Below are 24,323 nucleotides of genomic sequence, written 5' to 3'. Positions count from 1 at the left end.
AGCCCTACTCCCCCAGGACCTCGGCGGCTTCCATCCACTGGCCCTCGAGGTCCTCGATCTCCGACTGCAGCTCCTGCAGGCGCGCGTTAAGTCCCGCGATGTGCTCGAAATCGGCGTCGGGCTTCGCCCCGGCGGCGTTCATCTGCTCCTGCAGCCTGCCCTTCTGAGCGTCCACCTTGGTGATCTGCCGTTCGATGCGGGCGAGGTCCTTGCGGGCCTGCCGCAGCTCCGCCTCCGAGGATCCCGAGGAGGAACCACCGCTCACGGCGGGGGACGCGGCGCTTCCCGTCGCGGTCATCGGGCCGGCGGCGTTGCGCAGGTCGAGGTACTGGTCCACGCCGCCGGGCAGGTCGCGCAGGCGTCCGTCGCCGAGCAGCGCCATCTGGCTGTCGGTCACGCGTTCGAGCAGATAGCGGTCGTGCGAGACCACCACGAGTGTTCCGGGCCAGCCGTCCAGCACGTCCTCGATCGCCGAGAGCGTGTCGGTGTCGAGGTCGTTGGTCGGCTCGTCGAGCATCAGGACGTTCGGTTCCCCCACGAGCAGCCGGAGCAGCTGCAGGCGGCGGCGCTCGCCGCCGGAGAGTTCGCTGACGCGCGTCCACTGCTTCTCGTTGGTGAACCCGAGCTGCTCCACGAGCTGGCTCGCCGAGACCTCCTTGCCGCCGACGGCGAAGACGCGCTTCTCGGACTCGATCACCTCGATGACCCGGCTGTCGTTGACATCGTCGAGTTCGCGCACCTCCTGCGAGAGCACGGCCGTCTGCACGGTCTTGCCCTTCTTGACCTTGCCGGCGCTCGGCTGCAGCTCGCCGTTGAGCAGCCGCAGCAGCGTGGTCTTGCCGGACCCGTTGACGCCCACCAGTCCGAGGCGCTGGCCCGGGGCGAGCCGGAGCGTGATCCTGTCGAACAGCCGCCGTTCGGAACCCTCGCCGTCGTCGATCGTGAGGCTGACGTCCTCGAGGTCGAGGACGTCCTTGCCGAGGCGGGACATTGCCATCTTGCTGAGCGCGAGGGAGTCCCGCGGTTCCGGCACGTCGGCGATCAGTTCGTTCGCGGCCTCGATCCGGAACTTCGGCTTCGCGGTGCGGGCGGGGGCGCCACGCCTCAGCCAGGCCAGCTCCTTCTTCACGAGCTGCACGCGCTTGGACTCGACGACGGCGGCCATGCGGTCACGCTCGGCGCGCGCGAGGACGTAGGCGGCGTAGCCCCCGTCGAAATCGTCGACCATGGCGTCGTGCACCTCCCACGTGTGGTTGCAGACCTCGTCGAGGAACCAGCGGTCGTGGGTCACCACGAGCAGGCCCCCCTCGGTGGCCCGCCAGCGCTGCTGGAGGTGCCGCGCCAGCCAGGCGACGCCTTCGACGTCGAGGTGGTTGGTGGGCTCGTCGAGCATGATGACGTCGTCGTCGCCTATGAGGAGCTTGGCGAGGGCCACACGCCGCTTCTGCCCGCCGGAGAGCGAGGACACCTTGGCGTGCCAGTCGACCTCGGAGACGAGCCCGCCCATGACGTCGCGGATCTTCGGGTTCGAGGCCCACTCGTGGTCCGCCTGGTCGCCGACGATGGCCTGCCCCACCTCGAGGTCGCCGTCGAGCACGTCCGACTGGTCCAGATAGCCGACGGAGACGTCGCGCCGCTTGGTCACACGGCCGGAATCGGGGGCGCTCCGCTGGGCGAGCAGGCGCATGAGGGTGGACTTGCCGTCGCCGTTGCGACCCACCATGCCGATGCGGTCGCCGTCCTCGAGTCCGAGGGACACGTTGTCGAGGATGGTGCGGGTGACGAAGGCGACGCTGAGGTTTTCCGCGCCGAGGAGGTGTGCCAAGGAGATGCTGCTTTCGGTTGGAACGGGAGAGCGCGGTCAGGCCGCGAAATCTGTGGCGATGCGCGCCCCGTGTGCCGGGCCGTGCACGGACGACGCCTGCAGTCCCTCGGTGCCGAGGAGGGACTCGAGTTCGGCCGCGTGGCCGGAACTCTGCGTCAGGAAGGCGATCGTCGGTCCGGAGCCGGAGACGATCCCGGCCAGCGCGCCCGCGGCCTTGCCCCTCTCAAGGATATCGCCCAGCCCGGGAGCGAGTTCGAGGGACGCCTGCTGGAGGTCGTTGTGGAGCAGCGGGGCCAGTCCGAGGGCGTCCCCGGCACGCATGGCCCCGAGGATCGCGGCATCGATGGACGGCTGGGGATCGGGCTCCACCCCGTTCCGGAGCCGGATGTCGTCGAGCCGCCGGTAGACCTCGGGTGTGGACAGCCCGTAGTTCGAGGTCACCAGCACCCAGTGCAGGGGCGTCTTGGAGATGGCGGGAGTGAGCTGGTCGCCCACGCCGAGCCCGACGGCGGTGCCGCCGACGAGCGCGAACGGCACGTCGGCGCCGAGGTCGACGGCGATCTTGGCCAGCTCGTCGCGCGAGAAGCCGCTCCCCCACAGGGCGTCACAGGCCAGGAGGGCAGCAGCGGCGTCGGCGGAGCCACCGCCCATCCCGCCGGAGATGGGGACACGCTTGGTGATGTCGAGGTGGACCCCCGAACGGCCCGGACTGACCTCGGCCAGGAGCTCCGCGGCGCGGACCGCGAGATTGGTCCGGTCGAGCGGGATCGAGTCGGCGGGGAGGTTGAGGGTACCCGCGGCGTTCACCGTGACGCTGATGCCGTCGCCGGGGACCTCCGTGGCGGTGACCTCCTCGTACAGGGAGACCGCGAGGAAGACGCTGGCGATCCCGTGGTACCCGTCCTCGCGCGGAGGACCGACCCGGAGGGCGACGTTGATCTTCCCGGGGGCCTTCACGCGGACGGAACGGGCACCGGAGCGCTTGTCGACTGTTCTGCCCGGGACCATACCCACCAACCTAACCCACCCGCTCAGTTCATGCCGGGGAGTCCGCGGCCATCGCGCGGGCTTCCGCGATGCGCGCGAACGCCACGATGTCGAGGACCTCGCCGCGGGCGGTCGGGTCCACGCCGGCGGCGCGCAGCGCCTCCTCCGCGAGGACGGGGCTCCCCGCCCAGCCTGCGAGCGCCGCCCGCAGGGTCTTCCGGCGCTGGGCGAACGCGGCGTCGATGACGGCGAACACCTGCTCCCGGGTGGCGCTTGTCGCGGGCGGCTCCCTGCGCGTGAAGCGGACGAGGCCCGAGGCGATCTTCGGTGCCGGCCAGAACACGTTCATGCCCACGACCCCCGCCTTCGCCATGCTCGAGTACCAGGCCGCCTTGACGGACGGTACGCCGTAGGTCTTCGAGCCGGGAGGAGCAGCGAGCCGGTCGGCCACCTCGTCCTGCACCATCACGAGCCCGTGCCGGAGGGACGGGAAACGCTCGAGGAGGTTGAGGACCACGGGGACGGCGACGTTGTACGGCAGATTGGCGACGAGCGCCGTGGGCGGGTGCGGCAGTTCCGTCACGCGCAGGGCGTCCTCGAGGACGACGTCGAGGGCAGCCGTGCGGTCGGGCCGCCAGCGGGCGATCGTGTCGGGCAGTTTCCCGGCCAGGACCGGATCGATCTCGACGGCGACGACGCGCTCTGCGGCGTCGAGCAGGCCGAGCGTCAGGGACCCGAGTCCCGGGCCCACCTCGAGGACGGTCTCGCCCGCATCGAGGTTCGCGGCCGCGACGATACGGCGGATGGTGTTGCCGTCGATGACGAAGTTCTGCCCCAGGGTCTTCGTGGGACGGATGTCCACCTCGGCCGCCAGTCGCCGGATGTCTGCGGCTCCGAAGAGGGGCGCGGGCTGGTGTGCGGCGGGGGGCGTTGTCACCCTGCAATCGTATCGGTCCGGGAGCCCGGTCCCCGCTGCGCGGCGCCCGGCCGGCGTCGTCCGCCCCGCGGGCCGGCGACGCCTCGTGCGAACCCTGGTCTCAGGAGGGTTCCGGCGCCACCGACCCGCGGAGGCACGGCTTCCCGGCTGGGGAGGGAAGCCGTCGGGCACACCGCCGTCTTCCGGTCTCACGAGAAGGACGGTGCTGGAAGGGCATGCCGGCCACGGCGCGATGGCGGGCGGGCGATGCTCCCCGTCGAGAACATTACGAAGAAGGACGCCGCAGGGCACGAGTGCCCTCCACCCGACTTCGCGGAAGGGGTACTCGGAAACCGGCCCCGGTACTACCCGCTCCCGCTACCTGGCACCGACACGGGGGCCGGTGGACCCGGCTGCCGGATCAGGTCCAGCTGCCGTACACGGCCTCGGTGTTCGCCGTCAGCCGGGCGCAGAGGGCGTCGAGGTCGGTCCCCAGGATGCCCGCCATGGCCCTGACCGTGTAGGGCACCGCGTAGGAGGCGTTGGGCCGGCCGCGGTAGGGGTGGGGCGTCAGGAACGGCGCATCGGTCTCGGTCAGGACGAGCGCCGGGTCGGCGACGAGCAGGGCCTCCCGCAGGGTGTCGGCGTTCTTGAAGGTCACCGTCCCGGCGAAGGACATGTACCAGCCGTGCTCGTTGCAGGTCCGCGCGAGGTCCGCGTCCCCCGAGAAGCAGTGCAGGACGACCCGGTCGGGGGCTCCGTCCGTGAGCAGCGTCCGGACGACGTCGTCGTGTGCATCGCGGTCGTGGATCTGGAGTGCCTTGCCGAGCCGCTTGGCGATGTCGATGTGGCTGCGGAAGGACACGAGCTGGCTGCCGCGCCCGTCCTCGCCGGTCCGGAAGTAGTCCAGCCCGGTCTCCCCCAGGGCGCGGATGCGCGGGCCGGCGGCGAGGTGCTCGATCTCCTCGAGCGCGGCACCGAGCGCCCCCTCCGCGGCGAGCAGCGGAGCATCGTTGGGGTGCAGGGCCACGGCACCGAGGAGCCGCCGGTCCTGCTCGACGACGGCGGCGGTGAAGCGGGAGGACTCGAGGTCGGTGCCGACCTGCACCGCGCCCCTGACCCCGGCGGCCTCGGCCGCGTCCAGGGCTTCGGCGATCGTCACCTGCACGGGCCCCTCGCGGAAGTCGAAGTGCGTGTGGTTGTCGAGGACGGGGACGGGCAGCGGCTCCGGCAGCGGCGGGTAGCCGCCCTTGCGCCGCCGCCGGACGGCCGGAGCGTCCGGATCGGCCGTGCCGTCGTCCGCGGCGGCCGAGGCGCCCGGGGTGTCCTGTTCCCGATAGGCCGGTGGTGTCTCCCCGGCCGCGTAGGGGTGACGGACGGCTGCTGCACTGGTACACATGCTTCAAGCCTAGTTCCGGCGCGGAACTTATCCCCCGGGGAGCAAGTTGAGCTAGTAATCTGTTGAATCATTCAACCGGGTCTGTCCTGCCCCGAGCCGGACCGGCCACGGCTGTCACCTGCGTGTCGATTGCCCGGCCGTCCCGGTCGCCGCCTGCCGCCGCAGCCGCACGCATGGAAGGTGCCCATGGACGTACAGCACAACATCGCCGAGATAGCAGCGGATCCACGATTGGCGGCACCGGCGGACGTGCCCGGCGCGACCTTCCACGACATCAGCACCCGCATCCTCTCCTCCATCGACACGGTCATCGACGGTAAGCCCGACGCCGCCCGGCTCGCCCTCACCGTCCTCCTCGCCCAGGGGCATCTCCTCCTCGAGGACGTGCCGGGCGTCGGCAAGACCCTGCTCGCCAAGACGCTCGCCCGGACGATCGACTGCACGGTGAACCGCATCCAGTTCACGCCCGACCTGCTGCCCTCCGACGTGACCGGCGTGTCGATCTTCAACCAGGATTCCCGGCGGTTCGAGTTCCGGCCGGGGCCCGTGTTCGCGAATATCGTCATCGGCGACGAGATCAATCGCGCCTCGGCCAAGACGCAGTCCTCGCTCCTCGAATGCATGGAGGAGCACCAGGTGACCGTGGACGGGCACACCCATGCCCTCGGCGAGCCGTTCATGGTGGTCGCGACGCAGAACCCCATCGAGATGGAGGGCACCTATCCGCTTCCCGAGGCCCAGCGCGACCGCTTCATGGCGCGGATCTCCATGGGTTACCCGGACGCCCGTGCGGAGGCGGACATGCTCGAGACCCACCAGTCGGTGTCGCCGCTCGAGGCGATCCGCCCGGTCGCGAGCGTCACGGACATCGCCGGCATGATGCGCCAGGTGCGGGGTGTGTACGTCTCGCCCGCGGTGAAGGACTACACCGTGGCCATCGGCCGTGCCACGCGGGACCATCCGCGGCTTCGGCTCGGCGCGAGTCCCCGGTCGCTGCTGCAGCTCCTGCGCGCCGCGAAGGCCGGAGCGGCGCTCGAGGGCCGCGACTTCGTCCTGCCCGACGACGTCGCCGCGATCGCCGACGCCGTCCTGGCCCACCGCCTCCTGCTCGACCGCAAGGCCACCAGCGCCGGCGAGACGGCATCGACGATCGTGCAGGACGTCCTCGCGCGGGTGCCGGTGGCCCGCGAGGTGCAGCGGCGGTGACTGTGCCGACGTCGCCGATCCCGCCCTCCTCCCGCCTTCTCCCCTCCTAGCACCGACGGAATCCTGATGGCCCTCCTCGACAAGCTCCCCTCACGCATCCTGACGGTGCGCGGGTGGGGCTTCGTCGCCACCGCCGTCGTCGCACTGCTGGCCGCGCAGGTCCTGGGACGCCGCGACCTCCTGTACGTGGGGGTGCTCCTGCTGGCGCTGCCGCTGGCGTCGATCGTCGTGCTCCGGCTCGTCAAGCCCCGCTTCACCGTGAGCCGCCGCTTCCAGCCGCAGTCCATGGAGATCGGGTCGACGACGACGGTCACGCTCTCCCTCGCGGCGACCGTCGCGGGGGGTGCGAGCATCGCGATGGAGGAGCTGCTCCCGGCCCGTTTCGGCCAGGCCCCCCGGTTCACCTACCCCTCGCGCAACCCGACGCGCGAGGGCACCTCGGTGTACGAGTACCGGCTCCGGTCCGCGTCGCGGGGCGTCTACCCCATCGGGCCCGTGACCGCGGAGTTCACCGATCCCTTCGGTCTGGGGAAGTCGCGGCACGTCCTCGGCGGGGCGGACGACCTCGTGGTCACACCGGCACCCCTCGAACTGCTGGGCACCACCCTCGCCGGGTCCCGCGGCAGCGACGGCATGGCGGCCACACGCCGCCAGGCGAATCCGAGCGACGACGACGTCATGACGCGCGAGTACCGGCACGGGGACTCCCTGCGCCGGGTCCACTGGGCCGCGACGGCGCGCCACAACGAACTCATGGTGCGGCAGGAGGAATCGGTGACCACACCGCAGGCCACCCTGCTCCTGGACCAGCGGCACTCGAGCTTCGGCACCGGATTCAGCACGGTCTTCGACGGGGTCGCCGGCAACGGGCTGTCCACCTCCCCGACCTTCGAGTGGGCCGTCACCGCCGCGATGTCGGTCAGTGCCCACCTGCTCGAGCGCAACTACGCCCTGCGGTTCCTCGACCACCAGGGTGCGCCCGCGTTGCTGCATTCACGGTCCGCACCGTTCCCGACCGACGAGGAACACCAGGGACCGGGTGCGGTCGCCGGTATCGCGGAAGGACTCGCGGCCCTCGAACTCGCCCCGGAGGCCGGACGCCGCCAGCAGCTGGAGGAGCGCGCCGGCAGCAGCGTGGTGCGGGCGGGCGAGGCGGCGCGTAATGCTGCGCGCCGGATCCGCCGCTCGGCACCGGAAGCACCCCAGCACGCACAGCACTCCGCCTTCGGGGACGACCTGCTCGACAAGCTCGCCGCCACACGCCACCGCGGGCCGCTCGTCGCGGTCCTCGGCGTCATCACGATCGAGGAGGCGAGGGCACTCGCCTCCGCGTCGGACTACGGATCGGCGTCCTACGCCATCATCGCGTCCGAACGGCCCGCCGATGCGCAGCGGCAACTCGCCATCCTGCGCGATGCCGGCTGGCACGCGACCGCGGCCTCCCCCGCGGCACAGCTGCCGACCGTGTGGGCCGGACTCGGGACCGCGGACGGCCCTGCGCCGGCCGGGACCTCCCCCACCGCGACCCGTCCACCCGCGCCGCACCGACCTTCCCGCGACACCACCAGGGGACCAGCATGACCTCGACACTCGACCGCCCCGCCGCCGCGGACGTGCCTGCTCCGACGGCGTCGGCCGCAGCACGGCCGTCCCTTCCCGATCCATGGCACTGGGCCGTCACGGGCGCCTCCCTCCTGGCCGTGCTCGCCGCGGCGACGAGCCTCAACGGGGTCGTGGACGCGTGGACCTGGTTCCTGCCCGTGGTGCGCACGCTCGTACCGGTACTCCTCGCCATGGCGCTGACCCGGACGCTCCGCCTGAGCGGGGTGCTGTCGGCGCTCGTGGGCGTCCTGGCGCTCGTCGGGTCCCTCACCGCCCAGTTCTTCCCGCGGCAGAGCATCCTCGCGATCGTCCCGGGTCACGGCACCTCGCTCGAGCTCCAGCGCCTCCTCGCGCAGGCCGAGGAGACCGTCGTCTCCCAGGTGGCCCCGGTGCTGCCCGGCGCCGGTATCTTCCTCATCGTGTGCGCCGCCCTGGGGCTCATCGCGATCCTCGTGGACGTCTGCGCCACGACCCTGCGCATGCCCGCCGCGAGCGGGCTCGCGCTCTTCACCGTCCTGATCGCACCGGCCGTCGTGAAGCCGAACGGCGTCGGGATGTCCGCCTTCCTCCTGACCGCGCTGGCGTACCTGCTGCTCCTGGCCCTGGCGCAGTGGCGTGAGAACCGGCTCGCGTCGGGCGGCGCGCGGGCGTCCTCGGGGTTCGCGGGGCGGAGCGTGATCATCGGAGCCTCGGCCCTGGCCGTGACCGTGATCCTGCCGCTGTTCGTGCCCGGCTTCACCTCCGGGGCCTTCCCGCAGGGTGCGCGCATGAACGTGTGGGGCAACGCCACCGGGCTCAACCCGGCGGTGACGCTCGGCAACGACCTGCGCAACCCGACAGGGTTCGGGCGCATCGCCTACTCGACGAACTCGGACACCCCCCTGTACCTGCGGGCGGTGACCCTCGAGGACTTCAGCGGCCGGCGGTGGGAGCCGGACCAGAGGCTCGACGGGCGCGAGAGCGGTGTCCGCGACATCGGGGCGGAGCAGGGCGCACCCGGATCCGTCCCCGACGGCACCACGGTCTTCACCCGGATCACGACGCAGAGCTATGCGAGTCCATGGCTCCTGTCCCCCTACGCACCCGAGGGTGTCACCGACCTGTCCGGCAGGTGGGCCTGGGATCCGGCGAATCTCTCCATCCTCGCCACGGACGGGGGCTCGACGGCACGCCAGAGCTACCTGGTGCAGAGCCGATCGGCCGCCCTCACGCGCGAGGGCCTGGGCTCCATCCGCCCCTCCGAGTCCGACTCCGTGCCCGAGGTGTTCACCGAGCTGCCGGACGACACCCCTGACATCGTCCGCACCACCACGGACGAGGTCGCCGGCGACTTCGTGAACCCGTACGACAAGGCGCTCGCGATCCAGAACTACCTCCGCGGCCCCCAGTTCACCTACTCCGTGGAGGCGCCGGTCGACGGCGGCTACGACGGCAGCGGCATGGACGTGATGGCGCGCTTCCTCGAGTCCAAATCCGGGTACTGCGTCCACTACGCGGGAACGATGGCCGTCATGGCGCGGGCGGCAGGGATCCCGAGCCGGGTGGCCGTCGGCTACACGCCCGGAAGTCCCACGGGCGACACGGAGCAGGGCCCCGCCGGCACCGAGCTCCGGGAATTCGTGGTCGACTCCCGCAACGCCCACGCGTGGCCGGAGCTGTACTTCGAGGGTGTGGGCTGGGTCCAGTTCGAACCCACGCCGTCCCGCGGCGTCGTACCCACCTATGCCCAGCAGGCCTTCGCGCCGGTGGGACCGCGTGCGGACGACACGGACGCCCTGAACCCCGGCGGGCTTCCCGCCGGCGGACGGACCGGCTCCGCGGAGGAGACCGCCGACGCCGAGGACGGTACGCAGGCCGGCGGGGCGCAGGACGAGGCGCAGCCGGTCGCAGGCCTGCTCGCCGTCGCCGGCATCGCGCTGCTCGCCCTCCTGCCGCTCCTCCTCCGCTCGGCGAGGACCCGCTCCCGCCGCAGGTCGGTGGCCGCGGACACCCCGGACGGCACCGGGGCAGCCACCGCGGCGTGGGCCGAGACGACGGAGCTGGCGGGCGACTACGGCTACCCGCTGGAGCCGACGGACACCCCCCGGACCTTCGCCGGCCGCCTCGGCCGGGACGCCCGCCTGGCCGGCTCCCCCGTGGCGTCGCTCACCAGGCTCCGGACGGCCTACGAGTACGAGGAGTACGCCGAGCACCCCGACGTCGTCCGTCCTGTCGACGGGTACGCCGGAGGACGCGGCGGGAGTTCCCTCCCGGTGACGATGCTCGCCCGACCCGTGGCGGCTCCGCAGTGGGACGACGTCGAGACCGTCACCCGCGCGCTCCGCAGCGGGAGCTCATGGCCCACCAGGGTCAGGGCACGGCTGTTCCCGCAGTCGCTCCTGAACCGTTTCCGGGGCACCGTGCGCCGCTGACCCGGGCCGCGGGCGTACGAAGGGCCGGCACCCCGACGGGTGCCGGCCCTCGCTGCTCCCGTGCGGATCGTGCCCGGGGACCTCCCGGATCAGGAGGCGTAGGGATCGGCGATGCCGACGTACTGCGTGTACAGGTATTCCTCGATCCCCTCGGCGCCGCCCTCACGGCCGAGACCGGACTGCTTGACGCCGCCGAAGGGGGCGGCGGCGTTGGACACGACACCGGCGTTGAGCCCCAGCATCCCCGTGTCGAGGCGTTCCCCGATGCGCAGCCCGCGGTTGAGGTCGCGCGTGAAGACGTAGGCCACGAGCCCGTACTCGGTGTCATTGGCGAGCTCCACGGCCTCGTCCTCGGTGCTGAAGGTGATGATGGGGGCCACCGGCCCGAAGATCTCCTCCTGCAGGATCCGCGAGGACCGGGGCACGTTCGTGAGCACCGTGGCCTGGTAGAAGTAGCCGTCGCCGGTCACGGGCGATCCGCCCGTGACGGCCTGTGCGCCGCCCCCGACCGCTGCGCTCACCAGTTCGTGCACCTTGTCCCGGCTCTTCTGGTCGATCAGGGGGCCGAGCGTGGATTCCTCCTCCGTGCCGCGTGCGGGGGTCATGCCCTCCATGCGCTCGGCGAGCGCGGCTGCGAAGCGGTCCGCGACCGATTCGTGCACGATGAACCGGTTGGCCGCCGTGCAGGCCTCGCCCATGTTCCGCAGCTTCGCGAGCATCGCACCGTCGACCGCCGCGTCGAGGTCGGCGTCCTCGAACACCAGGAACGGCGCGTTGCCGCCGAGTTCCATGGAGGTCCTCAGCACGTTCTGCGAGGCGGCCGCGAGGAGGCTGCGGCCCACCGGCGTCGAACCCGTGAAGGAGAGCTTGCGCAGGCGCGGGTCCTCGATGAGGGGACCCGTGACGGCCCCCGCGGTGGTGGTGTTGACGATGTTGAGGACTCCGGCGGGGAGGCCGGCCTCCTGCAGCACGGTGGCGAACAGCGACGAGGTCAGGGGCGTGAGGTTCGCGGGCTTGAGCACCATGGTGCACCCGGCGGCGATCGCGGGGGCGATCTTCCGGGTGGCCATCGCCAGGGGGAAGTTCCACGGCGTGATGAGCAGGCACGGCCCCACGGGCTTCTTGCTCACGAGCAGCCGGGACCTGCCGTCGGGGGAGGTCGAGTACCGGCCGGACATGCGGACGGACTCCTCCGAGAACCAGCGCAGGAACTCGGCCCCGTAGGTCACCTCGCCGCGGGCCTCGGCGAGCGGCTTCCCCATCTCGAGGGTCATCAGCAGCGCGAACTCGTCGGCCCGCGCGGTGACCAGGTCGAAGGCTCGTCGCAGGATCTCCCCCCGCTCGCGCGGCGCGGTCCGGGCCCAGTCGGCCTGGGCCGCGGCTGCTGCGTCGAGCGCGGCCATACCGTCCTCGGGCGTCGCATCCGCGAGGGTTCGGAGGGTGCGCCCGGTGGCCGGGTCCTCGACGTCGAACGTGGCACCGGACGACGACGCCCGCCACTGCCCGCCGATGAAGAGCCCGGTGGGCACCTTGTCGAGTACTGCCTTCTCCTGGTCGGCGGTGACAGCCATACCTAGCTCCTTCGCGAAGTGTTCGGGGCGCGTCCCGAGGGGGACATTCCCGTTCACGCTAGACCCGGCGGAGAAAGGGTGTCCAGTGAAGGCTGCACGACCACGTGCCACCGGCTTTGGTCGACTGCACAAACCCCGGTCCGGGTATCCTCAGCGGGCGGCGATCACCGCCGCGTACAGCTCCCGCTTGCTGACCCGGCTATCGGAGGCCACTGCGGCCACGGCGTCCTTCAGGCGCATCCCGCCCCCGATCAGCGTGTTGACCTCCGCGACGTGGTCCTCAGGGCGCGACGGCGGCGCCTCCGGCGCACCTGCGACGACGACGGCGATCTCCCCCCGCACCTCGGTGTCCTGGGCCCACTGCAGCAGCTCGAGGAGCGAACCGCGGACCACCTGTTCGTGCACCTTCGTCAGCTCGCGGGCCACTGCTGCCGGGCGGTCCGAGCCGAAGGCCTGCTGCAGCGAGCGCAGCATCGGTTCGAGGCGGTGGGGCGCCTCGAAGAACACCATGGTGCGGCGCTCCGACGCCAGGTCGGCCAGGCGCCCCGCGCGCACGCCGGGCTTCCGCGGCAGGAACCCCTCGAAGCAGAACCGGTCCGTGGGCAGGCCGGACAGGGCGAGGGCCGCGAGGACGGCCGAGGCACCGGGCACAGCCGTCAGGTCGAGCCCCTCCCCGACCGCCGCCTCGACGAGCCGGTAGCCCGGATCGGACACCGAGGGCATCCCCGCGTCCGTCACCATCAGCAGCGTGGCGCCGTCCCGCACCAGGTCGAGGAGTTCGGGCGTGCGCTCCGCCTCGTTGTGTTCGTGGTAGCTGATGACCCGGCCCGTGACCGTGACTCCGAGTGCCTGCACCAGGCGGTGCAGGCGGCGGGTGTCCTCGGCCGCGACGACATCGGCCGACCGGAGCAGTCCGATCAGGCGCTCCGTCGCATCCCCCATGTTGCCGATCGGGGTCGCCGCGAGGACGATACGTCCGCGCCCGCTGCCGTCCCCGGCCGTGCCCCGGTAGGCGGCGGACGCACGCGCCGGTTCCTCGCCGGCGCTGCCCGGCAGCACCTCGGAGGACCCCCGGTCGTCCGGGGTCCCCTCCGGGTACCCGTCCTCGGACCCGGCGGGGTCCTCCTCGGTCAGGTCGGGGGCGTCGTCGCGTGGCTGGCTCACCGGACCAGCCTAGCCGCCGCAGTACCCGAGCCGTCCTGGACAGCCCGCCGGGCCTGCCGAGCACGCGGGGGCACCGCCGGTAGCATGACAGGGTGAGCCACACCGCCGTCCGCCCCCGAGGGGACAGTCCGACGTTCGGCGGAGCCCGGGTGGTCGCGCCGGCGCGCGCCTTCTCGCGGGACGCCCTGGCCGCCCGCCTCCTCGGCGCAGCCGCCCCGGGTGGGTCGGTGGCCTGGATCCTTCCCCTCGCCATGGCCCTGCTCGGCGGTGTCCTGCGGTTCGCCCGGCTCGGTGAGCCGGGATCCCTCGTGTTCGACGAGACCTATTACGTCAAGGACGCCTACTCGATGCTGCAGTCGGGCTACGAGCGGGAATGGCCGGAGGACGCCGACGACTCCTTCAACGCGGGCGACCCCGGCGTCCTCCTCGACGCCCCGAACTACGTGGTGCACCCGCCCGTGGGCAAGTGGATGATCGCCGTCGGCATGCTGCTGTTCGGTTCCGACAACGCGTTCGGCTGGCGCTTCTCCGCCGCCGCCGTCGGAACGCTGTCCGTCCTCCTGCTCGCCGTCGTGGCCCGGCGGATGTTCGGCTCGGCGCTGCTCGGTGCGGCCGCCGGCCTCCTCCTCGCCGTCGACGGCCACCACCTGGTGGAATCACGCACCTCTCTGCTCGACATCTTCCTGAGCTTCTGGCTCCTGGCCGCGTTCGCGGCGCTCCTCCTGGACCGGGACGACGGACGACGGCGCCTCGCCCGCCGCCTGGCCTCGATCGTCGGGCGGAACGACGACGGGAGGGCGACCCCCGCCCAGCTGTCCTGGGGCCCCTTCCTCGGCCTCCGGCCCTGGCGCCTCGCCGCCGGCTTCTGCCTCGGGCTGGCCCTGGGCACCAAGTGGTCGGCCCTGCCGTACATCGCGGCGTTCGGCCTGATGACCGTCGCGTGGGACATGAGCGCCCGGCGCATCGCCGGGGTGCACCACTGGGTCCTCGGGGGCGCGGTCAAGGACGGGCTGCTCGCCTTCGCCTGCCTCGTGCCGGTGGCCGCGCTGACGTACCTCGGCACGTGGACGGGCTGGTTCCTCTCGGAGGATGCGTACGACCGCAGGTGGGCCGAGCGCAACCCGTCGGAGCAGTGGGGCTGGGTGCCGGACCCGCTGCGATCGCTCGCGGAGTACCACCGTAGCGCGTTCACGTTCCACCAGGGCCTCGGCTCCGACCATCCCTACGAGGCGTCCGCGTGGTCCTGGCTCGTGATGGGACGCCCGACGTCGTTCTTCTACGAGAAGCCGGCCGGCTGCGGCGAGGACGCCTGCTCGCAGGCCGTCACCGTGCTCGGCAACCCGCTGATCTGGTGGGCCGCGGCCCTGTCCCTGCTCGTGCTCGTGTTCTTCTGGCTCGGCCGCCGCGACTGGCGTGCCGCCGCGATCCTCACCGGCGTGGCCGCCGGCTACCTGCCCTGGTTCCTGTACCCGGAACGCACCACCTTCTACTTCTACGCGGTGGCGTTCGAGCCCTATCTCGTGCTGGCGCTGGTCTACTGCCTCGGCCTCGTGCTGGGGAGCCCTGCCGCGGATGCCGCCCGGAGACGGCGCGGTATCGTGCTCGTGGGGGTGTTCCTGGCTGCGGCCGTGGCCCTCTCGGCGTACTTCCTGCCCATCTGGACGGCAGAGATCATCCCCTACGACCAGTGGCGCATGCGCATGTGGCTGCCGAGCTGGATCTAGGCCGGGACCTCCCGGCCACCGGAACGAAAGCGAGCAATGGTGCGCGAAGCCATCACGGAACTCCTGGTCGACCTCCCGGCCACCAGCAACACCACCGACCTCCTCCTGAGGACCCACGACGCCGACCCGGCGAGGGCCCTGTTCGCCCTGCGATCCGACGGGCGGTGGCGGGACGTCCCGGCCTCGGAGTTCCTGGCGCAGGTGTCCGCGCTGGCCAAGGGGCTGATGGCGCGCGGCGTGCAGCCCGGCGACGCCGTCGCCGTGATGTCGAAGACCCGCTACGAGTGGACCGTCGCCGACGTCGCCATCTGGTTCGCCGGAGCGGTGACCGTGCCGATCTACGAGACGTCCTCCGCGCATCAGGTGGCGTGGATCCTCGAGGACGCCCGGCCCGCCGTCGTCTTCGTCGAGGACGGGCACAAGGCGGACATCGTGCGTGACGCCGCAGCCCGGGCGGGCCGGTCCGATGCGACGACGGTGGTGCGCCTGACCACCGAGGACCTCGGCGACGAGGCCACCCTCGCATCGTTCGGCGCCGCCGGTCAGGCCGTGTCCGACGGGGCGCTCGAGGCTGCACGCTCCTCCCGGGGCCTCGCCGACGCCGCGTCGATCGTCTACACCTCGGGGACCACCGGCAGGCCCAAGGGCTGTGTGATCACGCACGGCAACTTCGCGCTCTTCGCCGTCAACACCCTGGAGTTCCTGCCCGAGTTCCTGCAGCAGGAGAACGCGAGGACGCTGATGTTCCTGCCGCTCGCCCACGTGCTGGCGCGCGCCGTGCAGGTGGTCTGCTTCACCGGCGGCATCAAGCTGGCGCACTCCGGCTCCGCCGCGCAGTTGCTGGAGGACCTGACGACCTTCCGGCCCACGTTCCTCCTCGCCGTCCCCCGCATCTTCGAGAAGATCCACGCGACGGCCGGGCAGCGTGCCGCCGAGGCGGGCAAGGGCCGGCTCTTCGCCGCGGCGGAGCGCACCGCCGTCGCCTACTCCCGTGCCGTCGATGCCCGCGCACGCGGGGGCCGCGGGCCCTCGGCCGTCCTGCGGGCGTCGCACGCCGTGTTCGACCGCATCCTCTACCCCCGGCTGCGCAGCGTGTTCGGCGGCGAGGTCACCTACACGGTCTCCGGCGCCAGCCCGCTCAGCGAGCACCTCACGCACTTCTTCCGCGGCGCCGGCATTCTGGTGCAGGAGGGCTACGGCCTGACGGAGAGCACGGCGCCGTGCACGGTCAACACCGTTCCGCTCACGCGGGTGGGCTCGGTGGGCATCCCCATGCCGGGCACGAGCGTCCGGCTGGACGACGACGGCGAGGTCCAGGTCCGCGGTACCGGCATCTTCGCCGGGTACTACCGCAACGAGCAGGCGACGGCGGAGGCCTTCACCGCCGACGGGTACTTCCGCACGGGCGACCTGGGCTCCCTCGACGAGGACGGCTTCCTCACCATCACGGGCCGCAAGAAGGACCTGCTGGTGACGGCGGGCGGCAAGAACGTGGCGCCCGGCCCCCTCGAGGAGACACTGCGGGAGAACCCGCTCGTGTCGCAGGCCGTGGTGGTCGGCGAGGGCAGGCCCTTCATCGGCGCCCTCCTCAGCCTCGACCGCGAGGCGCTCGGTCCGTGGGCGGCAGCCCACGGCAAGCCGGACCTCACCGCCGGGCAGGCCGTGACCGACGCCGATGTCCTCGCCGAACTGCAGGGGGCCGTCGACGCCGCGAACGCCACGGTGTCGCAGGCCGAACAGATCCGGCGGTTCACCGTGCTGGACGCGGAGTTCACCGTGGAGTCGGGCCACCTCACGCCCACCCTCAAGCTGAAGCGGGCCGCCGTCGTCGCCGACCACGCGGAGGCGTTGGAGGGGCTGTACGCCAAGCGCTAGCGGCGCCCCGCAGATCCCGCTAGGAGGCGTCGAGGGCGTCCTGGTAGCGGGACCGCAGGGCGTCCTGCGCCAGCATCGAGCGCTCCCGCCGGGCTTTCGTGGGCCAGGTCAGGACCAGGGTGAGGACGGTCGCCGCCAGCACGAGTACCGCGACGGTGAGCGCCGAGTCCGTCCAGAACTGTTCGGGGAAGAGCCTGATCAGGGTGTCGTCGACCCGGAAGGTCCACGAGCCGTCGGCGAAGAACAGGGCATGGACCTGCGTGAAGAACGTCTGCCATGCGAGGACCGCGAGGACCGTCAGGACCGCGATGCCGACGAGCGTGAGGACGGCGCCGGAGAACAGCGCGCGCCGGATGCCGCCCCGGTACCGCCGCGCGAGGTAGACGCAGGCCAGGACGGCCAGCACGAGGAGCACGAGGGCCACGAAGAAGGACAGGCCCAGCACGCGCTTCACGTCCGCCATGTGGCCGACTTCGGACTCGAGGAACAGGGGCTCGCCGTCGGCCGTCACTAGGCCGCCGAGATAGCGCGCGGGAGCGAAGTTCAGCACGTAGTCGAGCGCGTAGGAGCCGTAGGTCATGCGGTCGTCCAGCGAGAAGCCGTACGCGTCCGCGGGGAAGCCCGGCCGGTGGTATTCGAGCCACAGGAAGGACGACGACGCGACGGCGCGGACTGCGGCCGCCACGACGATGACGGGGAAGAAGAGGGCGACGACGACCTGGAGGAAGCGCGCCAGGGCGGGCTTCGCCGCTACCGCCTGGTCGCGGACGGCCGCGCGCCGTGCCGCTTCCGTGTCGGTGGGGCGCACCGAGAGCGCCGCGGTGTCCGTCGACGGCTCCCCGGCGGCCGGGGTCGCGCGGCTCCCGTCCCCGGGAGTCCGATCGGCACCGTGGAACGGGTGGGCACCGGACGGCGTCCCGGGGGCGTCGTCCACGGCCGTCCCGCCTGCGGCCCCGGGGCCGTGCGCCTCGGGGTCCCTCGCCTCGGGATCCGCCTCGGAGCCGTCCGGATGCGAGCCGGTCCCGTGGCCGGTGGGGCCGTCCTGCACCGCCGGGATCATCCGGGTGGGCGGTTCCGCGCCGTCCGATGCCGTCGCGTCGTCGCGCACGGCGTCCTCCGCGCCCGGAGCGGAAGGGCGCGGGGCCGTTCCGTCGTGGTCCGGGCCGTGCCCGGTGGAGGCGGTTGAACGGGTGCTGTCGGTCTCGGCCATCGATGTCTCCTCGGTTGGTGCTGCCGGCCCTGGTCCGGCGTCTTCGACACTACCGGCCGGACGCGGGCCCGCCCGGGAGACTCCCCGCACGCCGGCGATCGCGGGTTCAGGCCGTGATGACGGCGTCCCCCCGGTCGACGGCGCCGAGGTCGCCGCGGTGCCCCGCCGCGACCGCCCGCCGCCCGAGGATCAGGGTGTAGGCCCAGTAGGCGGCGAGGACCAGGAAGCCGATGGTGAGCCGGAGCCACGGGGGCAGCCCGCTCGGCGTCACGAAACCCTCGACGAGACCGGAGACGAGCAGCACCAGGACCAGTCCGAGCGCCACCGTGATCAGGGCACGCCCCTCCTGCGCCAGGGCCACGGACCGGGAGCGCCGTCCGGGAGCCACCCAGGACCAGAAGATCCGCAGGCCGGCGGCCGCCGCGATGAAGATGGCGGTGAGTTCCATGAAGCCGTGCGGCAGGATGTAGAGCAGGAACACGTCGAACTTGTCGTAGGACGCCATCGTGCCCGCGGCGATACCCAGGCCCTGTGCGTTCTGGTACAGGATGAAGGCCGGCCAGATGCCCGTCACGCCGAAGGCGACGGCCTGGAGCGCGATCCAGGCGTTGTTCGTCCAGACGAGCCCCGCGAAGGACGCCGCCGGGTTCTCGGAGTAGTAGTCGACGAAGTCCTCCTCCACGTAGCGCCGGAGGTCCTCCTCCGGGCCCAGGGCCTGGATGACCCCGGGCGTCCCCACCCAGAGGGCGTACAGCGAGGTCACGGCGAGGAACAGCACCCCCACCGCCACCGTGAGCCACCGGATGCGGTAGAACGCGGCCGGCAGGGCGAACACGAAGAAGGTGGCGATGTCCTCGAGCGTGTTGGACCTCGCGCCGGTGAAGCGCGTGCGGGCCCGTGAGAGGCGCGTGGACAGGGACCCCGACAGGGCGCTCTCGGGATCCACGGAACGGATGATGGACAGGTGCGTGGAGACGCGCTGGTAGAGCACCAGCAGCTCGTCGGATTCGGCGCCGTCGAGCCGGCGGCGACCGACGAGTTCGTCCAGGCGTTGCCAGTCGCCGCGGTGCACGGCGATGAATGCGTCCACGTCCATGCGCCCAACCCTATAGTCCCCGCGGACCGGAGCGCCCGCCCCGACGCACCCTGCGGACACCCTGCCGGTCCCGCGGCCCGGCGACGCCCCTCGGGGGTGGCGCAGCGATAGGCTGGGCCCGGCGGCGCCGCAGCCGGCGTGCGCCGCAACGCTCCAGCAGCACGCGTCCAGGGGGTCACATGAGTTCGATCGTCACCGGCGAGGCCGTCGTCCTCGAACTCAGGCCGGCCGGGTTCGCCGCCCGGGGGCTGAGCATCCTGATCGACGTCGTCGCACAGTTCGGAATCGGGATCCTCCTCGCGCTGCTGATCGGCAACGTGTTCGGCGGCGCCCTCGATCCGGCGCTCACCACCGCCCTCCTGCTCGTCGTCGTGGTGCTCCTGCTCGTCGTCGTCCCGGTGACCGTCGAGACCCTCACGCGCGGCAAGTCGCTGGGACGGCTCGTGATGGGCCTGCGGATCGTGCGCGACGACGGTGGGGCCATCCGCTTCCGGCACGCCTTCATCCGCGGCATGCTGGCGATCCTGGAGATCTACCTCCTCGGCGGATCGCTCGCCTTCCTCGTGTCCCTCTTCAACGACAGGTCAAAGCGGCTCGGCGATCTGCTCGCCGGCACCTACGCCATGCGCGAGCGCGTGGTCGTGAAACCGCGGGCACTCGCCGTCATGCCGCCGAGGCTCCGTACCTGGTCCGGGACGGCGGACATCGGGCGCCTCCCCGACGCCCTGGCCCGGCGGATGTCGACGTTCCTCGCGCAGGCGCCGAAGCTCACCCCCCAGGCGCGGTACGCACTGTCCGTCGACCTCGCGTCCGAGGCGAGCCGGCACGTCTCACCGCCTCCGCCCGCGGACACCTCTCCGGAGGAGTTCCTGCACGCCGTCATCGCATCGCGGCGGGACCGCGACTATGCGGCGATGATGCGCCAGCGCGAACGCACCGAGGCGACAGCGAAAAGGCTCCACACGCTGCCTTTCGGCTAGCCTGCGGAGCCTGTCCGGGATCGGCCGGTGCCTACGGCTGGTCGGTCCACTCGTTCCAGGGCACGTTCCAGTCGCCGAAGCCGTCCCAGACGTACATGGGACCGTAACCGGTGTTCAGGATTTGCACCACGTCGCCGGGGCCGAAGGTGTTGTAGAAGTACTCCGCGCCCTCGGGGGACATGCCGATGCAGCCGTGCGAGACGTTGAAACTGCCCAGCGCCACCTGGGCTGCCGGCAGGGCCTCGTGGACGAAGGCACCGCCGTTGCTCAGCCTGCTCGCGTGGTTCACGACCGTCGGCGGGTAGTAGGCGGGGTCGCCGGGCTCCAGGCCGATGGACTCGGCCCGGAACTGGGTGGACTCGTAGTGCTCCATCACCACCATGTAGCCCTCGGTGGAGGGCCACTCGTCGGTGCCGAGCGTGATGGGGAACGTGCGGTCCAGCCTGCCGTCGAGGTAGACGTTCATCATCTTGGTGTCGTTGTCGACGACGGCGAGGCGCGTGTTGTGCGTCTTCATCGTCAATGTCCTGTCGGCGTTCCCGATCATGCCGTTGCCGAGGTCGACGCCGAAGAGGTTCAGCTCGACGGTGATGGTGCTGTTCGGGGCCCAGAACTCCTCGGGACGGTAGCGGACCTTGGTGTCGGACAACCAGTAGAACGCTCCGGGCTGGTTGCTCGTGCTGGTGACGGTGACGGCCTTCTCCACCGCGTCCCGGTTGGTCACCGGCTCGCTGAAGGTGAACTCGAGGGGCTGGCCCGTGCCGACGGTGCTGCCGTCGAGCGGGAACATCGCGGCGTCGGCCTCGTTGGCGGGTTCGACGGTGGCGAACGTCGATGTCGCCCGCTGTGGGTCTCCCGCTGCGTCGAGCACGGTGTAGGAGAACTCGTACTCGGTGTCGAAGGCGAGCCGTTCGGTGGCGGTCCAGCGCGTGCCGTCGTCGGACAGGGTCCCGGCGATCGGCGTGCCGCCTTCCCGGGGCACCAGTTCGACGGCGTCGAGGGTCGCGCCCTCGACGCTGACGGCCGCGACGGTCGCGGGGTTGACCGCAGAGGCCTTGTCGGTGGGGGTGACGCCGACGGTGTAGTCGCCGTCCGGGGCGGCGGAGACCGTCGGACGCGGGGCGGCGGACGATGTCCCATCAGGGGCCGGGGCCGCCACCGGGGACGAGGAGGACGGGGACGACGGGGCAGGGGTGGACCCGGCGGCAGGATCGTTCCACGGGGATGCCGTGGCGATGCCAACACCGCCTCCGACGACGACGACCGCCGCTGCACCGATGGCTGCGATCTTCCAGCCCTTCCGGTGCGCACCGGCCCTGCTCGACTCCTGCTTCATGCGCATGCCCCTGCCCCTCGACGTTGCTCCCCAAGCGATTTTACGCGACAGGCCGGATTTCCCGGCGTACCCCGGATGCAGTTCGACAACGATCCGGCCGCTGCCGGTACCCGTCAGGGCGCCGGCAGCGGCCGGGAGATCGGGCGTCCGCAGGCCTCAGTAGCGGTACTGCTCGGACTTGTACGGGCCGGCCACATCGATGTCGAGGTACTCGGCCTGCCCCTTGGTCAGCTCCGTGAGCTCGACACCGAGGGCGTCGAGGTGCAGGCGGGCGACCTTCTCGTCGAGGATCTTGGGCAGGACGTAGACCTCGTTCTCGTACTCGCGGTTGCCCTCGGCGTCCTCCTGCTCGAACTTGGTGAAGAGTTCGATCTGGGCGATCGTCTGGTTCGCGAAGGAATTGCTCATGACGAAGGACGGGTGACCGGTCGCGTTGCCGAGGTTCAGCAGGCGGCCTTCGGACAGCATGATGATCGAGTGCTTCTCCACACCCTCGGCCTCGCCGGCCGGGATGACCCACTCGTGGACCTGCGGCTTGATCTCGATCTTCTCGACGCCGGGGATCCGCGCGAGCCCGGCGATGTCGATCTCGTTGTCGAAGTGGCCGATGTTGCCGACGATCGCCTGGTGCTTCATGCCCGCCATGTGACGGGCCATGATGACGTCCTTGTTCCCGGTGGTGGTGATGAAGATGTCGCCTTGGCCGAGCACGGTCTCGAGCGTGGCGACCTGGTAGCCGTCCATGGCGGCCTGCAGCGCGCAGATCGGATCGATCTCCGTGACGATCACGCGGGCACCCTGGCCACGGAGGGCTTCCGCCGCACCCTTGCCGACGTCGCCGTAGCCGCAGACCACGGCGACCTTGCCGCCGATCAGCACATCCGTGGCCCGGTTCAGGCCGTCGGGCAGCGAGTGGCGGATGCCGTACTTGTTGTCGAACTTCGACTTCGTGACCGAGTCGTTCACGTTGATCGCCGGGAAGAGGAGCTTGCCCTGCGCGGCGAGCTGGTACAGGCGGTGCACGCCCGTCGTCGTCTCCTCGGTGACGCCCTTGATCCCCGCGGCGATGGTCGTCCACTTCAGTGGCTCGGATCCGATCGTGGAGCGGAGGGTGTCGAGGAAGACCGTGTACTCGTGCGAGTAGTCGGCGTCGCCCTCCTGCGGGTTTGCCGGCACCGCTCCGAGCGCCTCGAACTCGGCACCCTTGTGGACGAGCATCGTGGCGTCGCCGCCGTCGTCCAGGATCATGTTGGGGCCGAGGCCCTCGGCCTGGCGCGGCCACGTCAGGATCTGGGTGGCGGTCCACCAGTAGTCCTCGAGCGTCTCGTTCTTCCAGGCGAAGACGGGGACCCCGGCGGGCTCCTCGACGGTGCCGTCGCCCACGACGACGGCCGCCGCGGCCTCGTCCTGCGTGGAGAAGATGTTGCAGGACGCCCAGCGGACCTCGGCCCCGAGGGATGTCAGGGTCTCGATGAGGACGGCCGTCTGGACGGTCATGTGCAGCGAGCCGGCGATACGGGCTCCGGCGAGGGGCTGCGCGTCGGCGTATTCGCGGCGCAGCGCCATGAGCCCGGGCATCTCGTGCTCGGCGAGCCGGATCTGGTGGCGGCCCGCCTCCGCGAGCGAGAGGTCGGCAACTTTGTAGTCGAACGTCATGGTGTGCTGTTCCTAGCTGGAGTTCGGAGGTTCGGGGGAGGGCGTCGGCTCCGGCCCTACGGGGCGGAGGCGGCACCGGGGAGTTCGGCGGGGAGGAGCACCGGGATGCCCTCGTCGAGCCTGTACGTGAGCGTTTCGCCGCCGGGTCCCGGGGCCGTCGATCGGAGGACCGCGCCGTCCTGTTCGAGCGTCGACCCGGTGACGGGGCAGCGGAGGACGTCGAGCAGCCGTGCTGGAAGGTTCGCCATGGGGAAGCTTTCGCTCGGGAGGAGGGGGATCGTGGGTACGAGTCTACCGCGCCCGCGGGGCGTGCCCGGAAGAACGCGCCTCCGCACGATCGGCGTCAGGGCGCCGCGTCAGGGCTCCCGCAGGATCCGCAGGTGCCCTCGGCGGGGGCCGGTGACGCCGGCCGGGGGCTCCATCGGCGGCCTGCTGCCGCGCTGCCCGGGGGTCGGCTGGTCCGGAGCGGGTTCGGCGGCCGCTTCGCGGACCGCGTCGGCCAGGGCCAGCAGATCGTCGGAGTTGTGTTCCGGCACGGCGTCCGGGAGCGTGAGGCGGACGACCTCCCAGCCACGGGGCACCGTCAGGCGCTCCGCGTGGACGGAGCAGAGATCGTAGGTGTGGGGTTCTGCGTAGGTCGCGAGGGGACCCAGCACCGCGGTCGAATCCCCGTAGACATAGGTGAGTGTGGCCACCGCCGGCCGCTGGCAGGCTGATCTGGAGCATTGACGGAGTGATCCCACGATCGGCAAGCCTACCGGGGTTTGGGTGCGGCGGCCGTCAGGACGCGCTTCCCGCCCGTGTGCATCCCCTCGGATCCGGGCTTCCGGGCGTGCGGGCGCGGTGTCGAAGGCTTACAGTCTTTACATGCAGGATGCTTCCACTTTTTCGGTCGAGCTGACCGATCCGACGTCCTCCGAGGGGCGCCCGGCGCGGTCGTTCTACGAACGCCGGCGTAATCGCAGGGGACGCGGGATGCGTGGCGAGGTGCTGCCGCAGCACCTCCCCGGTTCGCGGTCCAGGTCGGAGCAGTTCGACGACTGGGTGATGGAGTCGGCGCAACGGCTCGAGCGCCTGTGGGGTGAGCGGATCCAGGACCTGCAGATCGTGGTGCAGGAGATCCCGGACGGCCTGGAGGACATGACGCCGGAGACCCTGCGGGGCCTCCTCGGTTCCTGCTCCCCCGCGGCGCCCGGTCGGCCGGCGGTCATCACGATCTACCGTCACCCGATCCTCATGGCGGCCAGGGCACTCATGCCGGTGAACGAACTCATCCACGACGTCGTCGTCGAGCAGACCGCGGAACTCATGGGACTCGCCCCGGAGGCGGTGGACCCCGCCTACGGTCGCTCGCAGGCCTAGTCC

General features: G+C 71.5%; 19 protein-coding genes. 7 read left to right on the top strand and 12 right to left on the bottom strand.

Features of this window, described 5'->3' with window-relative positions; all coding sequences use genetic code 11:
- Positions 1 to 4: 4 nt before the first annotated feature.
- The 4 genes from ACX80U_RS05010 to ACX80U_RS04995 form a co-directional block, all read right to left on the bottom strand.
- Positions 5 to 1,825, bottom strand: coding sequence for an ABC-F family ATP-binding cassette domain-containing protein (locus ACX80U_RS05010; protein WP_459267620.1), 1,821 nt, complete (start codon positions 1,823 to 1,825; stop codon positions 5 to 7).
- A gap of 36 nt (positions 1,826 to 1,861) precedes the next feature.
- Positions 1,862 to 2,833: a 4-(cytidine 5'-diphospho)-2-C-methyl-D-erythritol kinase gene (locus ACX80U_RS05005; protein WP_459267619.1), complete on the bottom strand. Its 972-nt coding sequence runs from the start codon at positions 2,831 to 2,833 to the stop codon at positions 1,862 to 1,864.
- Between the two features lie 28 nt (positions 2,834 to 2,861).
- The gene (gene rsmA, locus ACX80U_RS05000; RefSeq protein WP_459267618.1) at positions 2,862 to 3,749 is read right to left on the bottom strand and encodes a 16S rRNA (adenine(1518)-N(6)/adenine(1519)-N(6))-dimethyltransferase RsmA; all 888 of its coding nucleotides are present in this window, start codon (positions 3,747 to 3,749) and stop codon (positions 2,862 to 2,864) included.
- Between the two features lie 400 nt (positions 3,750 to 4,149).
- On the bottom strand, positions 4,150 to 5,127 hold the full coding sequence (locus ACX80U_RS04995) for a TatD family hydrolase (protein WP_459267617.1): 978 nt from the start codon (positions 5,125 to 5,127) through the stop codon (positions 4,150 to 4,152).
- 186 nt (positions 5,128 to 5,313) lie between these two features.
- Here ACX80U_RS04995 and ACX80U_RS04990 point away from each other — a divergent pair, with 186 nt between their 5' ends.
- The 3 genes from ACX80U_RS04990 (at position 5,314) to ACX80U_RS04980 (ending at position 10,346) form a co-directional block, all read left to right on the top strand.
- Entirely contained in the window at positions 5,314 to 6,333 is a 1,020-nt protein-coding gene (locus ACX80U_RS04990) for an AAA family ATPase (protein WP_133082027.1), read from the top strand.
- A gap of 66 nt (positions 6,334 to 6,399) precedes the next feature.
- On the top strand, positions 6,400 to 7,914 hold the full coding sequence (locus tag ACX80U_RS04985; protein WP_459267616.1) for a DUF58 domain-containing protein: 1,515 nt from the start codon (positions 6,400 to 6,402) through the stop codon (positions 7,912 to 7,914).
- Positions 7,911 to 10,346, top strand: a complete 2,436-nt coding sequence (locus ACX80U_RS04980) for a transglutaminase family protein (RefSeq protein WP_459267615.1) — start codon at positions 7,911 to 7,913, stop codon at positions 10,344 to 10,346. Before ACX80U_RS04985 ends, ACX80U_RS04980 begins: the two co-directional genes overlap by 4 nt.
- A gap of 89 nt (positions 10,347 to 10,435) precedes the next feature.
- On the opposite strand, the gene ACX80U_RS04975 is transcribed toward ACX80U_RS04980, so the two are convergent.
- Together ACX80U_RS04975 and rsmI are read right to left on the bottom strand one after the other, a co-directional pair.
- On the bottom strand, positions 10,436 to 11,917 hold the full coding sequence (locus ACX80U_RS04975) for an aldehyde dehydrogenase family protein (RefSeq protein ID WP_133082024.1): 1,482 nt from the start codon (positions 11,915 to 11,917) through the stop codon (positions 10,436 to 10,438).
- A 150-nt stretch (positions 11,918 to 12,067) separates the two neighbouring features.
- Positions 12,068 to 12,889 carry a 16S rRNA (cytidine(1402)-2'-O)-methyltransferase gene (gene rsmI, locus ACX80U_RS04970; RefSeq protein WP_459267640.1) on the bottom strand — a complete coding sequence of 274 codons (822 nt, stop codon included), beginning with the start codon at positions 12,887 to 12,889 and terminating at the stop codon, positions 12,068 to 12,070.
- Between the two features lie 284 nt (positions 12,890 to 13,173).
- Between rsmI and ACX80U_RS04965 the strand changes: the two genes are divergently transcribed.
- Both ACX80U_RS04965 and ACX80U_RS04960 read left to right on the top strand, forming a co-directional pair.
- Positions 13,174 to 14,805: a dolichyl-phosphate-mannose--protein mannosyltransferase gene (locus ACX80U_RS04965; RefSeq protein WP_459267614.1), complete on the top strand. Its 1,632-nt coding sequence runs from the start codon at positions 13,174 to 13,176 to the stop codon at positions 14,803 to 14,805.
- Between the two features lie 39 nt (positions 14,806 to 14,844).
- Positions 14,845 to 16,680 carry an AMP-dependent synthetase/ligase gene (locus tag ACX80U_RS04960; protein ID WP_459267639.1) on the top strand — a complete coding sequence of 612 codons (1,836 nt, stop codon included), beginning with the start codon at positions 14,845 to 14,847 and terminating at the stop codon, positions 16,678 to 16,680.
- 19 nt (positions 16,681 to 16,699) lie between these two features.
- On the opposite strand, the gene ACX80U_RS04955 is transcribed toward ACX80U_RS04960, so the two are convergent.
- Positions 16,700 to 17,890 (bottom strand): TIGR01906 family membrane protein, encoded by a 1,191-nt coding sequence (locus ACX80U_RS04955; protein WP_459267613.1) that lies wholly within the window; start codon positions 17,888 to 17,890, stop codon positions 16,700 to 16,702.
- Positions 17,891 to 17,996: 106 nt separating this feature from the next.
- Complete coding sequence (locus ACX80U_RS04950; protein WP_459267612.1) at positions 17,997 to 18,986, bottom strand: stage II sporulation protein M; 990 nt, start codon at positions 18,984 to 18,986, stop codon at positions 17,997 to 17,999.
- 179 nt (positions 18,987 to 19,165) lie between these two features.
- Between ACX80U_RS04950 and ACX80U_RS04945 the strand changes: the two genes are divergently transcribed.
- Positions 19,166 to 19,966: an RDD family protein gene (locus tag ACX80U_RS04945; protein WP_459267611.1), complete on the top strand. Its 801-nt coding sequence runs from the start codon at positions 19,166 to 19,168 to the stop codon at positions 19,964 to 19,966.
- A gap of 31 nt (positions 19,967 to 19,997) precedes the next feature.
- Here the strand turns inward: ACX80U_RS04945 and ACX80U_RS04940 are convergent, their stop codons facing one another.
- The 4 genes from ACX80U_RS04940 to ACX80U_RS04925 all read right to left on the bottom strand — a co-directional run bounded on the left by ACX80U_RS04940 (position 19,998) and on the right by ACX80U_RS04925 (position 23,701).
- Positions 19,998 to 21,308 (bottom strand): L,D-transpeptidase, encoded by a 1,311-nt coding sequence (locus tag ACX80U_RS04940; protein ID WP_459267610.1) that lies wholly within the window; start codon positions 21,306 to 21,308, stop codon positions 19,998 to 20,000.
- 150 nt (positions 21,309 to 21,458) lie between these two features.
- Positions 21,459 to 22,958 (bottom strand): adenosylhomocysteinase, encoded by a 1,500-nt coding sequence (gene ahcY / locus ACX80U_RS04935; protein WP_208740674.1) that lies wholly within the window; start codon positions 22,956 to 22,958, stop codon positions 21,459 to 21,461.
- Between the two features lie 56 nt (positions 22,959 to 23,014).
- Positions 23,015 to 23,206 carry a Trm112 family protein gene (locus ACX80U_RS04930; protein WP_133082019.1) on the bottom strand — a complete coding sequence of 64 codons (192 nt, stop codon included), beginning with the start codon at positions 23,204 to 23,206 and terminating at the stop codon, positions 23,015 to 23,017.
- Positions 23,207 to 23,314: 108 nt separating this feature from the next.
- Entirely contained in the window at positions 23,315 to 23,701 is a 387-nt protein-coding gene (locus ACX80U_RS04925) for a DUF3499 family protein (RefSeq protein ID WP_133082018.1), read from the bottom strand.
- 124 nt (positions 23,702 to 23,825) lie between these two features.
- Between ACX80U_RS04925 and ACX80U_RS04920 the strand changes: the two genes are divergently transcribed.
- Complete coding sequence (locus tag ACX80U_RS04920) at positions 23,826 to 24,320, top strand: metallopeptidase family protein (protein ID WP_133082017.1); 495 nt, start codon at positions 23,826 to 23,828, stop codon at positions 24,318 to 24,320.
- Positions 24,321 to 24,323 lie beyond the last annotated feature (3 nt).

The sequence above is a fragment of the Arthrobacter sp. TmT3-37 genome (genome assembly GCF_054510835.1).
The sequence above is the reverse complement of the archived record's forward strand: the minus strand, read 5'-3'. Positions and strand labels throughout refer to the sequence as shown.

What these genes read in the sequence shown, in the direction of transcription:
- ahcY (WP_208740674.1), bottom strand. Translation starts at nt 22,958, where the DNA reads ATGACGTTCGACTACAAAGTTGCCGACCTCTCGCTCGCGGAGGCGGGC.
- ACX80U_RS04930 (WP_133082019.1), bottom strand. Translation starts at nt 23,206, where the DNA reads ATGGCGAACCTTCCAGCACGGCTGCTCGACGTCCTCCGCTGCCCCGTC.
- ACX80U_RS04975 (WP_133082024.1), bottom strand. Translation starts at nt 11,917, where the DNA reads ATGGCTGTCACCGCCGACCAGGAGAAGGCAGTACTCGACAAGGTGCCC.
- ACX80U_RS04990 (WP_133082027.1), top strand. Translation starts at nt 5,314, where the DNA reads ATGGACGTACAGCACAACATCGCCGAGATAGCAGCGGATCCACGATTG.
- ACX80U_RS04995 (WP_459267617.1), bottom strand. Translation starts at nt 5,127, where the DNA reads ATGTGTACCAGTGCAGCAGCCGTCCGTCACCCCTACGCGGCCGGGGAG.
- ACX80U_RS04945 (WP_459267611.1), top strand. Translation starts at nt 19,166, where the DNA reads ATGAGTTCGATCGTCACCGGCGAGGCCGTCGTCCTCGAACTCAGGCCG.
- ACX80U_RS04950 (WP_459267612.1), bottom strand. Translation starts at nt 18,986, where the DNA reads ATGGACGTGGACGCATTCATCGCCGTGCACCGCGGCGACTGGCAACGC.
- ACX80U_RS04920 (WP_133082017.1), top strand. Translation starts at nt 23,826, where the DNA reads ATGCAGGATGCTTCCACTTTTTCGGTCGAGCTGACCGATCCGACGTCC.
- ACX80U_RS04980 (WP_459267615.1), top strand. Translation starts at nt 7,911, where the DNA reads ATGACCTCGACACTCGACCGCCCCGCCGCCGCGGACGTGCCTGCTCCG.
- ACX80U_RS04955 (WP_459267613.1), bottom strand. Translation starts at nt 17,890, where the DNA reads ATGGCCGAGACCGACAGCACCCGTTCAACCGCCTCCACCGGGCACGGC.
- ACX80U_RS04940 (WP_459267610.1), bottom strand. Translation starts at nt 21,308, where the DNA reads ATGCGCATGAAGCAGGAGTCGAGCAGGGCCGGTGCGCACCGGAAGGGC.
- ACX80U_RS05005 (WP_459267619.1), bottom strand. Translation starts at nt 2,833, where the DNA reads ATGGTCCCGGGCAGAACAGTCGACAAGCGCTCCGGTGCCCGTTCCGTC.
- ACX80U_RS04985 (WP_459267616.1), top strand. Translation starts at nt 6,400, where the DNA reads ATGGCCCTCCTCGACAAGCTCCCCTCACGCATCCTGACGGTGCGCGGG.